We start from the raw sequence: 12,102 nt of genomic DNA on the forward strand, positions 1-12,102 counted from the left end.
GTTTTACTGTAATTATTTTAGCATATATCCATTATTAGTTCATTCTAGAAAGCTTCATACATTACTTTGTTTAACTTTAATTTTATTATCATTGTGTTTTATAATTTATAAACTTTATTATAATTTAATTTGAATTATTGGCATTTATCTTAAAACTGGAATTATTTGTGAAAAATGTATTTATAAATTAAATAAAATAATATCTATATAATTAAAATATTAACGAAGATTATTAAAAGTATTTTCTCATGTTAATCTTTATGACTAGCTTTCACAAAAAACTTAGGTTTCATGAGAAAAGTTTATATATAGCCAGACCTTAAGGTAATAAGCTCTTAATGTTTTAATACTTATTATTATTAATACTAAATTAAAAGATATCATTAAATTTATTTATGATAATTATAATATAATTATTATTTGAAAAAAGAAATATTATTACCAAAGTTAATTTCTAGTAAACTATATAATCTTATTTAATTTAAGAATGATATTGCTAAAACTGGGAAAAACTAAGATTCCGAGTGCTCATAACTCAAATTACGAGAACGTAAGAATTTTACTCATATCCAGCGATATAAGAAGTCCTATAACATAAACATTAATAAGGGTGTTCTCTTGTTTTCTTACGCTCTACTCTTGGCTCATTTACTAATCTATTTTTGTATTCATGAACTTTGGAACCCCCCTTGGCCTTAAATGCTACATTGGGCAGTTTTCTGATTTTACTTCTAAAGTCTAATTAACAAGAGTAATATTTGCATAATCTACTATCGTATTATTTATTGTGAATAAAGGAATTATGGATTGTTGGGGAATAAAGCCCTGAATTCCAAAGAAAATGGTTATATTATAATATCCTTTGGGTAATGGTACAAGTAAGTAATAATTATCTGAGGTTAAGTTACCGTAAAGTCCGCCAGATAAATTGAAAATATTATAATAAAGTAACATGGAACTATTATTAGGAGAATGCCAACCAATATAATACAAATTTGAATTATAGGATATACAAAAGGTAATGTTTTTCCAATTGCTTGGAGTGTTCTTTATGAAGGTTATGTATCCCTCAGAGAGATTAAATAACAGGATTGTATTCTGTGTTACGTTTAAGGAGAGTATTCCAATATACTTACTGCTATAATACTCTGAAGGGTTTGTAATATTCACTGTCAGATTAATGTTATATGTTCTAATAAAAACTATATTATTAATATTTATATAATGCTCACTTTTAACATTATTCTCTTTATTCTTAATTATTGAGAATTTTATATTTAATAGTGTTTGAGTATAAAATGAATAAACTACTAATGAAATTAAAATAGCTAGAATTATAAATATCGAAATATAGGCTTTCATATGAGTATATCTGAATAAAGTTATATATTAAAGTATGGTTTCAGTAGAAAAGTTTATATATAACCTTGTTTTGAAACCGAGCCAACTTTTATATGAAACCTTTTAGAGAAAGTAACTTGAGAAAAAATGAAGACAAAAATATTAATTCCAGCTATAATAGGAATAACAGTAAGTTTAGTAGCTTTAGCATCTTTCGTTTTTATTGGAAATCTGGTAAATGTAACTTTTACAGTTAATCCTTCATATGCGCAATTTAATTTAATAACAATTAATCTAGGAAATTTAACAACAAGCCAGTATGGTTATGCTACATCAACTATAACAATTAATATAGAGAAAAGTGGAGATTACCAATTTGTGTTAGAAAATCAACAAATACTACAGCAAGAGTTTTCCAATTTCACTATTGTGTTATCAGTAGTAAATTCAACTGCGTATTCAAGAGTAATTATCGGGGGCTCTAATATAACTGGCTGGATTGCTAATGATACGCTTTACTTTAATACTGGGACTTACACAGTTTCAGTGGCAATATATTATACTGTCTCGTCTAATGCGCAACCTCTAACCTTTGATGGAAACATTGTAGGTTTAAGATATGTATCTTAAAAGTAAATCTTTTTTTATTTTTTCCATATCTAATCATGTGATAACTCTCTTACAGTTTATACCAATCGATATATTATTGGGAGTTTTGGCTTTTTTCATTTCATGGTTCATTATAAATAGAAAAGAAAAAGATAGTGAGGAAGTAGTCTTAGTAGATAAAGACAATTTAGATGATAAAGAGGTAATTGTATTAGAAGCAGTTAAGAATGGTGCAAAGAATTTAGGTGATGTGATGAGAATGACTGGGTTACCTAAGGCTACAGCTTATAGGAAGATAAAAAGTCTCATAAAGAAAGGGAAATTAAAAGTAAAATCCGAAAATGGTAAGAGATATATTTATATTAATAATGAAGAAAAAAAGAAAAATAATAATAATAAATAAAATTTGAAATATATTAAATCTTGAAATTAACATTAAATAATAAATTAAAGAAACATGCTAAATTATCTTATTGAATAAAACTCCATAAAGCTACTGAAACACTATTCATTGACATAGCTAAGGCTGCATACTCTGGTGGTAAGTAAAAAGGATACAAGACTCCAGAGGCAATAGGTATTAAAATAGCATTATAAGTAAATGCCCATACTATATTTTCCTTTACTTTCCTTACTGTTTTATTAGAACGATTTAAGAGGTCTCTTAAAGAGAGGACAGAAGGTATTATTATATCTCCAGCGTATTTAGCAATATCAGTACCACTAGAGACAGCAATACCCACTAAAGCTTCTTTTATAGCTTGAGCATCATTAACTCCATCGCCAATAAATATTGCTTTTCCTAATTTCTTTATTAATTCAACCTTATCGTCTGGCGTTAAACCTTTATACACCTTAACCCCTAAAATCTCACCTATTTTATCTGCAAAGTTACTTGAATCCCCGGTTGCAATTATAATCTCATATTTTTTCTTTAGCTCATCTATTAACTCCTTCACTCCTTCCCTTAGCTTATCCTCTAAAATAAATCCAGCTTTAACTTTTGAATCAACACAGACTAATATATCAGCGTTTAAATCTCCCTCACAGTTCCTTAGTATAAACTCTCTCTTGCCAACAATTACATCATGATTATTTACTTTGCCATAAACCCCTTCGCCTTCAAATTCATTGAAGTCTTTAATTTCTGCAGAGTAATTAGAAATTGAAGCAATTACTTTTGCCACTGGATGTGAGCTTAACCTTTCTACAGCAGAAGCTAACTTAATTGCATCTTCATCACCAACCTTCTTAAGACTAAACTCTCCAGTTGTAATAGTACCAGTTTTATCAAACACTATGTATTTTGCTTCACGTAATTTCTCTAAACTTTCTCCATCTCTTATAATAATACCTTTCTTCACTAACTTTCTTATTCCAACCATTATAGCCATAGGAGTGGCTAAACCGAAACCACATGGACAAGCTGATGCCAATACTGAGACTGATATAAGGATTGAAAAATCTAAGGAGCGAGTTAAAAGATACCATAAGGAACCGACAGTTACAGAAATTAAGATCACCACGGGAACAAATATTGATGAAATCTTATCAACTAAACTTTGTATCGGTAGCCTTGTAGTTTCAGCCTCTCTTATAGCTTCAATTACTTGAGAGAGATAAGTTCTATTTCCACTTCTTGTAATATAAACCTTTAAGTAACCAGAAACTAATATTGAACCACCTATTACTGGATCTCCTTTTTTCTTTAGCACTGGTAAAGTTTCTCCGGTATAAATAGATTCATTAACATATCCTTCTCCCTCATCAATCACTCCATCAGCTGGTATTACCTCTCCAGACTTAACTATTACAATATCACCTACTTTTACATCATTAATGATCTCTTCTTTTCCGTTTCTTAATACTCTAGCTTTTACTGACTGAAGTTTTACAATATCATTACTTGTCCTTTCTTTAATGTAGGCTTCAAGAGTTTTTCCAGCCAAAATGAAAGTAATTAATAAAGAAGACGCATCAAAGAAAGTTTGAGTATGAAAAATGAAAAGAGAAAGTACACTGTAAAACCATGCAATGTTTGAAGATAGGGAAACTAAAGTATCCATATTACTTGTCTTATTCTTTAATGCCCTAATGAAACCTAAATGGAATCTTAGTCCAGAGTAAAACTGTACTGGAATAGATAAGATAAATTGTAAGTATACTGGGGTAATGAGAATAAGGGGAGAAAGTATTACTCCAACAATTAATCTTTTCAATAAGTCTTGAAAATCACTTTTACCTTTTACACTTTGAGTAACTATTTCAGCCTTATATCCTTGTTCTTTCAATTTCTCAACAATCTCCTCAGCAGAAGTAGATACTGGATTAATTTCTATAACTATAATACCAGATGCTGGATTTATCTTAACATCAATAACTCCCTTTTGACTTTCTATTAATTTAACTAATTTTCCACTTTCCTCTTCACTTATGTGAACCTTAAGTGTAGCTTTTTGTGTTATTACATCATACCCAGCTTTTCTGACAGCATTAATAACCTCTTTAAGCTTAACGTTATCTTTAGCAATTATCTTTGCCTCTCCAGAGGCTAAATTTACATTAACATCTTCAATTCCTTGTACACTCTTTATTGCTTTTGAAACAGTATTAACACAAGTTGCACAATGCATTCCAATTATTTTTAACTCTTCCTCCTTCTTTATCCTCAAACTCACATTGGCATCCCCTTAGGTCCTTCTCTTAAATAGGTCTCCGGATCTTTTTCAAACGCTTTTTTACAATGTGGACTACAAAAATAGTAAACTTTTCCCTTATACATTGTCTTATAGGGAGAAGATTCATCTACTTCCATCCCACAAACTGGATCTATCATATGATAAAATTGTTTACAAAGTTTATTTATTCAACGTTTACAAAGAGACTTTTATCCCATAAATCTTCGTCATAAAAATAAAAGTGTAAATTCATAAAGGATATATAATGGCAAAAGTAAATCAACTTGAATATAAGATTTTACAAATGTTAAAGGAAGACTCAAGGAAAAGCGCAAGCAAAATAGCAAAAGAATTAAACATTAGTAGAGCAACTGTAGCAAAAATAATTCATTCATTAAAAGAAAAAGGGGTTAAGTTCACAGTAGACTATTATGAAGAAGGAGAGTTAACAGCATTTATAATTTCTGACAAATGTTTGGAAAATTCTGAGTGTTACAAATTGATTAACGGTGAGTTTCTGAGCTTAGTAAAGGGTGATATGAAAGAAATACATAAGAGACTCTCAGATATTAAGGCTGAAAAATTCTTCCTATCTATAGAAAAAATGAACACTGAGAAAATCGAAAGGAGTGAATTATATTGTGATTATTGTGGTAATGAAATTAAGGGAAATCCATTTCTTTTAAAGATAGGAAAAAAAGTCTATTACACTTGCTGTAAAACTTGTCAAACTCAATTAAAGAAAAAATTACAGAAAGAATAGAGAGATAAAGATGTCCACATTACAAAAAGTGTGGAAAGAAAGCCTCACCCCTTCAGGGCGTGGAGGAAGTCAGTTCACATATCCATCTTTCTGAATCTCCATATTCCAATAAGCAGAGGGATGGTAATCCACAAAATTTCCGATAAAATACTAATTCCTACGTTAAATCCAGAGAAGTTATAATTGGTAGCGTAATATGTTAATGCACTTTGTAAAGATGTCGGACTTATGTAATATTGTAATGATATAGCATCCTTAGGGAAAACTAATACTAGTATAGAGAATAAAACGTTTAAAATAAAATATAATACTATACCCAGTCCTAAAGATGCTATTGGTGATAGTAATGTTGATAAGAAGAATTCTAGTGTATACCAAACTATAATTCCTACAAATATAGATATAAAGAAATAGATAATGAGTAAAGAAGGAACTAACTTCAGTAAAATTAAAGAAGAAATTCCTATTGCTAAACTAAACACAAGGGATGATAAGAGAATTGATAAGATTCCTGCAAAATACCTAATCAAATAAAACTGAGTCCTAGTTATCGGTTTAGATAATATGAAAATTAATCCAGCGTTTTTAAGTCTTCCAAATATACTGTATGCAATATAAATAAAGATTATACCAAACCCAAATAAGAATATTCCTGCGCTAGAGAACATTGCTTCTCCTAGCTCACTTTCAATTTCTGGAATTGGTAAGAACCTAAAATTTTGAGTATATACCTTAGAGGTAATAACACTAATATAACTGGTTCCAGAAGGAATATGAATAATGAAGTTACCAATTCCATTTACAGTAACGTTTGTCTCTCCCAATAATTTTCCACCAACTTTATTGTAGAATTTTACAGCGAAAGTTCCATTACCCGCTACTATTAAATGAGCTGTTTCTCCGTTATATCCAAAGATTGTAATTATTGGATATCCATAAAAGAAGGATTCACCTAGTCCAAATGGTGAAATGAAAGATGTTGGTGTGTTAGTAAATTCAGTAATATTTTCAAATGTAAAAATATAAATAGGGCCACTAGGATAAGAATACGGAGCAATTCTAGCAAGGGAAATAGAAGTCTCATTCTGTTTATTATAATTTACTATTAAGACAATCGTTAATGGTATCTTTATAGATGTTAAATTATATGAGAAAATTCCAGAAGCATTAGTAGTAAAAGAATACATTTCGGGATCTTTAACACTATTATAATATACGATATTAATATTCGAAACTGTAGGATAAATCAACTTAAGATAAACTTTAACATTAGATAAGGGATTACCATTATTATCAAACACTAATCCTAAAACATGAAGACTATGCGTGATATTCGAATAAGTTGCATAACCTACAAAATTAAAGCTATATAGAGCTGATGACGAAAGTGAAAGAGTTTTATATGCTAAGTATGTTAGTCCAATTCCACCTACAATAAAGATTATTAGAAATAAAAGTACTGAAACGCGTAAGAATGATCTTTTAAAGTCATAAAGAATAGGATTCATACTTAATAAGCTCAACAATGAAGAAGTATTTAAAATTAATCAAAATAAAAGAATTGTGCCCAAAAATTCTATTATTTCAATAAAAACTTGAGAAAAATTCTACTTATAAAGATTTAAGCAAAAACAAAATATTGAACAGGGAAAAACCAAAGAGTATAAGAATGTTTTACATAGCGTCTTTATGTAGTTAAAAATTTTACATATTTTATTTCTCTTCATTAAGTTAAATGGGAAAATACCTATACTTGAATGTTCTAAAAATAATTTACGTCCATTTAACGATGCTATGGACACGCACGCTTTATTTATAATATTAGCCGGTGGTTCTGATACTCGTCTTAAGCCTTTAACTTATACTGATAATAAGCTCACTTTATAAATAGCTAATGGTTCTATACGCTTTCGAAACCTCGTTAACGCTGGGATAAAGGATATTGGAGTAATTATTTATCCTCTTAAGGAAACCACGATTGAAATTCTATCACCCGTTAATTTTTCTAACATTTAACTTACTTCTATTAAGCAAACAGATCCTCTCGGTCTAGCTCACGCTGTTATAGCAACTGAACCTTTTCTGAAAGACAAACCTTTGAGTGTGTTAAACAATTTTTATTAATAATTTTATTAAATAAATAGACTTAAAACAGAATAGTGTTATCATAAAGATATAAATTACTTCTAGAACTCTTTAGTTATTTAATTTCGTCTTATCTTGATGAAGATACATTACATAATAAAATTTTCAACTATCTGATGACAATATGGACACATGTTCACGGGAAAATTATATCAATGCCCATTGTTTTTGCTATTGCTTTTACCTTGTCTGGATATTTATCATGAATGAAAGGAGTTACTACTATGACTCTTGTAATTTTAACATTCTTCTCTTTTTCGTAGAATTCCTTTTCCTTCTTTATTGTTGGTAAGTCACCTCTCTTCACAGCCGAGGTTACTTCCACCATTATTATCTCATGATCCTTTATCACTATGTCATATTCAACATCTGATGGTTCTCCATAAGCATCCTCTTGCTTATCATAAAGAATTTCATAAGTAACGTCAAAGCCCTCTGTCTTTAAAATCTCATACATCCCACGTCTAAAAGCGTCCTCGCCTATTAGTCCCCATCTGGCACCCAAACCCACTATTATTGTTTCCAGTCTATTAATTTCTTTTTTGAACTCATCTTTTGTAACAAAGTTTTTAGCGTCCTCATTCGTAACCAAATTCTTGAGATCTTCTTTAGTTGCCATATTGCGTTTGATCTCCTCAACATCACTTTTTAACTTCTCTACTTCGCTTAGGAGAGTTTGCCAAGGCATTAACTTAGCTAACACTTCATATAAAATTGCTGGTTTTTGCATTAAAGCCTCCACTATAATTGATGGGTTCTCCTTTAGCACTTTCTTAATCTCTTCTTGTAATGACATCTAATTAAACATCGCATTTATTCAATTAAAACTTGACTATATTCATTATTCTGAGAATTCATAAAACGACTAAGTCGCAGGGAGTTACTCAAATAAACGTTATATTTTTAGAAAATGATCCATTAGTATGCTAATTTAAGCTCATTATTTTATATGAAAATAAGCATATATTCCTTAATATGGAAGTGTTTCCGATAATTAAATCTAATGTAATATTATCTGTAATTATTTTCATGTTTTATAGCGTAGTTATTAGATAGATATTGTTTTTCATGATAAGTGCAAACTCACTTATAATTACCTTTAATAAAAGATTGGCAGATTTATTAACGATATAAGGAACAGCATTATTTATAATATCTAAGGAATTCAATATCCTATTCAAAGTTTAAAAGATATTATACATCTTGTAGAAGATTTTTACATTTATCGGAAAGTTTTAGAACTTTAACAATGTGAGAACAGTTAAAAACTTATCATAATTGAAATATGAAGAGAAACAAATAACTAAAAGGTAAAATTACATTAGATATATTAAAGGATCTTCCATTTTTCTTTTTCTTATGCTATTGTAATAGCTTGGAAACTCGTTTTTAAGATACTCATCTGGTAATTTTGCTAGGTCATATAGTGGAAGCTCTACTTTTTTGCTCTTTGATTTTAATATCATATTTTTCATCATTTATATATTGTATATTATAGTTTAAAAAACTATGTCCATCATTTTAACATAAATAAATTTTTCAACACATGCATAAGCATACTATAAAAAACTGAGTAGATAATACTTCAAATTGTTCTATCTTTTTTATTTTTGAAATCGCGTACGAGTGTATAGTAATATTTTTAAAAAGATACGTATTACGAGGAATTATGAAAAGACTAATTTTGTCTCTATTATTTTCATTATCAGTAGCGTTAATTATCAGTAGTAATCTTAACTCTAACAATGGCTATATTATATTTAGTTCTACTTTTTTAATGGACTTTATTCTATCTCTAGTTTCATTCATTCTTGTAATTTATTCTTTATTAAGAAAGCTAAGCATTTAACCTAAGACCCATTCTTTTTGATTTAATTTTGAAATCAGAAAACCCTTTAGATATTCAAAGTGGAAATCTAAAAATTCCTTAAATTTATTTTTTCTTAGATCTTTTAGATAATATTCAATGCATACTAGTATTCCTACTCTACCTTTATTTATTGCATAAATTTCTATGAAATCGTTAAATATTACTCCTTCATGATTTCCTAAAAGAGATAAAGATAACTTATAAGGAGATAACCTAAGCTGACTTTTGAATAAAATGAAAGGAGCTTCATCTATTATTATATCATACAATAGATTTGATGCAGAAACACTGAATGCTAAATACATTTTTCCTTTTCTATGACTAAAGAATGAATAAAGAAGTAAAGAAAAAGAAATAAAAACTATAATTCCAATTTTTTCGCTTAAAAAGAATATAGAAGAAAATAATAAGTAAAAAGAAAGAAATTTAGGATCAACATTCTTTGCCACTTCAGTGCCTAATAAGTACCATAAAGGAATGAGAATTAATGAAAAAAGATAGAAGGAAAAAAAGGAAATAAAAATTATAATAATTGAAAGTATAGTATAAGTAAACAATAGGAGAGGAGATGTTTTCTTTATGTTGATCTGTTTAGTATCTTCATAAATAGGTTTTATAGAACTAATCTTAGAAAGATACTCTTTATGACTCAAATAAATATTCTTGTCATCAATAACGTTCCATGGAATTGACATATTTGTAAATTCAAATGACTTACCTAGATATATTATTTTCGAATATAAATAAATCTTAAAAAATCATTCATAGCGTTCAGTAATAAATCTTTTGGTCAGAAATTTTGCATACTCCCCACTTATATAAGTGTCGTTAAGTATGTAAAAAATTTAAAGTGTTTATAATCTATTTATAAAAATCAAAGAGAAGATTCATATGTTATTAAAACATTTTGAGAAATCGTAGAAATTATTCATTGTGTAGCCATTAAGGGGTAATTCAGGTTTTCATTGCTATTTGTATTTATCTCATTCAATTATAATAATGCAGTGAAGAAATACGTGAAAATATGTATATTGTGAGTACGATTGTTTTTATATTCATTGTGTTGATGGCATTACGTAATGCCCTTGCCCTTATCCCAATCACTTGCAAATATTCTCAAAATTTTTTTACTGTTACTGATTTTTTTACAATTAGCAATGGAGCCCTGAATGACTCCATTAAGGAATAAAATTAAGATATCTATAGTCTTTACACTAAGGTTGAAAGAAAGTTTATGTATAATGAAGGTTAAATTCTATCGAGAAAATCATAGAAATAATTTATATCTTAGTAATGACATAATGAAATTATTTCTACTTTAATGTAGTATATAATCATCTATCTACTTTTTAACTTGTTCTAATGCCCACATCATGGGGCAATAACCTCCACACATAGTACAAGCTTTTACTTTAGGTTTGCCAAATTGAGTATAAACTTTCATAGCTCTTTCTGGGGCAATTAACAGGGAAATCATCTTATCCCATTCTAATTTTCCTCTATAATAACTTACTAAATCATCCCATTTTCTTGATTTCTTACCAAGCTTAACTATATCACCAGCATGAGCTGCTATCCTATAAGCAATTGCTCCTTCTTCGACTTGTTGCACATTTGGTAAACTTAAATGTTCCGCTGGAGTGAGGTAACATAAAAGATCAGCACCACTGGCTGAAGCAATAGCAGCTCCTATAGCTGAAGCAATATGATCATAAGGAGCTCCAACATCTATTGGTAGAGGTCCTAAAACATAATATGGCACACCATTAGTTAGCTTTTTCATTAATTTTACATCCCAAGCTATTTCGTTTAACGGCACATGCCCTGGTCCTTCTACCATTACCTGGACTCCTTTAGATAAAGCACTTTTTACTAATCTAGCTGTCTCTAATAATTCACCTATTTGAAATTCGTCATGCGCATCTCCAGTTGCTCCAGGCCTTAAGGCATCCCCTAAAGATATGACAGCATCGTATTCTTTAAACATTTCTAAAATATAATCCCAATTTTTCCTATATGGATTTTCAGAATTATTGTGAATCATCCATCCAGCTATCATATCTCCTCCTCTTGAAACTATAGGAATTATTCTGTCACTTTTTAGAGCCCTTATTGCAAGATCCTTAGTTAAGCCAGCATGAATAGTCATAAAGGCTACACCATCTTTCAAATGTTTTTCTATAGTATTTAACAATTCGTCTTCAGTAAAGTATGCGCCACCTGATTTTTTCTTAAAAGATTCTATAAATACTTGATAAACTGGTACAGTGCCTACTGGCAATTCTGAGTTCCTTATAATTTCTTTCCTTATATAATCAAGATCTCCACCAGTAGATAAATCCATTAAAGTATCTCCCCACTTATTAGCTACCTTAACTTTCTCTAATTCCATATGTAGATCTACTACTTCGCTTGATGTACCAATATTTACATTAACCTTTGTAGTTAAGCCTTTTCCTATTGCGACAATCTTCTTGGAAGGATACTTTACATTTCTTATTAACATAATTTTTCCTTCAGCAATTCTCTTCCTAATTTTTTCTACTGATACTTTCTCTATTTCACTTATCTTTTTCATTTCATCTGTAATTATACCTTTTCTCGCATCATCAATTATAGCCATGATTTTAATTCATATAAGTAACTTATAAATTTTATTATATTCAATTTGACTATGACTTTTTGATTTTTCAAAG

General features: G+C 29.1%; 11 protein-coding genes. 3 read left to right on the forward strand and 8 right to left on the reverse strand.

The genetic code is table 11. From position 1 onward, the window contains the following. Nucleotides 1–738 precede the first annotated feature (738 nt). Complete coding sequence (locus ACAM25_RS01505; RefSeq protein ID WP_369610592.1) at nucleotides 739–1,362, reverse strand: hypothetical protein; 624 nt, start codon at nucleotides 1,360–1,362, stop codon at nucleotides 739–741. A 126-nt stretch (nucleotides 1,363–1,488) separates the two neighbouring features. Between ACAM25_RS01505 and ACAM25_RS01510 the strand changes: the two genes are divergently transcribed. Next, the gene (locus ACAM25_RS01510; protein ID WP_369610593.1) at nucleotides 1,489–1,971 is read left to right on the forward strand and encodes a hypothetical protein; all 483 of its coding nucleotides are present in this window, start codon (nucleotides 1,489–1,491) and stop codon (nucleotides 1,969–1,971) included. 37 nt (nucleotides 1,972–2,008) lie between these two features. Continuing rightward, on the forward strand, nucleotides 2,009–2,353 hold the full coding sequence (locus ACAM25_RS01515; protein WP_369610594.1) for a helix-turn-helix domain-containing protein: 345 nt from the start codon (nucleotides 2,009–2,011) through the stop codon (nucleotides 2,351–2,353). Nucleotides 2,354–2,420: 67 nt separating this feature from the next. On the opposite strand, the gene ACAM25_RS01520 is transcribed toward ACAM25_RS01515, so the two are convergent. Both ACAM25_RS01520 and ACAM25_RS01525 read right to left on the reverse strand, forming a co-directional pair. Further along, nucleotides 2,421–4,628 carry a heavy metal translocating P-type ATPase gene (locus ACAM25_RS01520; protein ID WP_369610595.1) on the reverse strand — a complete coding sequence of 736 codons (2,208 nt, stop codon included), beginning with the start codon at nucleotides 4,626–4,628 and terminating at the stop codon, nucleotides 2,421–2,423. Continuing rightward, complete coding sequence (locus tag ACAM25_RS01525; protein WP_369610596.1) at nucleotides 4,625–4,786, reverse strand: YHS domain-containing protein; 162 nt, start codon at nucleotides 4,784–4,786, stop codon at nucleotides 4,625–4,627. The genes ACAM25_RS01520 and ACAM25_RS01525 overlap by 4 nt, the downstream gene beginning before the upstream one ends. 107 nt (nucleotides 4,787–4,893) lie before the next feature. Between ACAM25_RS01525 and ACAM25_RS01530 the strand changes: the two genes are divergently transcribed. After that, entirely contained in the window at nucleotides 4,894–5,391 is a 498-nt protein-coding gene (locus ACAM25_RS01530) for a TRASH domain-containing protein (protein WP_369610597.1), read from the forward strand. 74 nt (nucleotides 5,392–5,465) lie between these two features. Here ACAM25_RS01530 and ACAM25_RS01535 read toward each other — a convergent pair whose 3' ends face one another. The 5 genes from ACAM25_RS01535 to thiC form a co-directional block, all read right to left on the reverse strand. Further along, nucleotides 5,466–6,899, reverse strand: coding sequence for a hypothetical protein (locus ACAM25_RS01535; protein WP_369610598.1), 1,434 nt, complete (start codon nucleotides 6,897–6,899; stop codon nucleotides 5,466–5,468). A 773-nt stretch (nucleotides 6,900–7,672) separates the two neighbouring features. Next, nucleotides 7,673–8,332: a DUF3782 domain-containing protein gene (locus ACAM25_RS01540; RefSeq protein WP_369610599.1), complete on the reverse strand. Its 660-nt coding sequence runs from the start codon at nucleotides 8,330–8,332 to the stop codon at nucleotides 7,673–7,675. A 520-nt stretch (nucleotides 8,333–8,852) separates the two neighbouring features. Further along, nucleotides 8,853–9,002: a hypothetical protein gene (locus ACAM25_RS01545; RefSeq protein WP_369610600.1), complete on the reverse strand. Its 150-nt coding sequence runs from the start codon at nucleotides 9,000–9,002 to the stop codon at nucleotides 8,853–8,855. A 379-nt stretch (nucleotides 9,003–9,381) separates the two neighbouring features. Then, complete coding sequence (locus tag ACAM25_RS01550) at nucleotides 9,382–10,101, reverse strand: hypothetical protein (RefSeq protein ID WP_369610601.1); 720 nt, start codon at nucleotides 10,099–10,101, stop codon at nucleotides 9,382–9,384. A gap of 647 nt (nucleotides 10,102–10,748) precedes the next feature. Continuing rightward, the gene (gene thiC, locus ACAM25_RS01555; protein WP_369610602.1) at nucleotides 10,749–12,029 is read right to left on the reverse strand and encodes a phosphomethylpyrimidine synthase ThiC; all 1,281 of its coding nucleotides are present in this window, start codon (nucleotides 12,027–12,029) and stop codon (nucleotides 10,749–10,751) included. Nucleotides 12,030–12,102 lie beyond the last annotated feature (73 nt).

Origin of the sequence: Sulfurisphaera javensis, assembly GCF_041154675.1 — an archaeon.
GTDB classification, from domain to species: domain Archaea; phylum Thermoproteota; class Thermoprotei_A; order Sulfolobales; family Sulfolobaceae; genus Sulfurisphaera; species Sulfurisphaera javensis.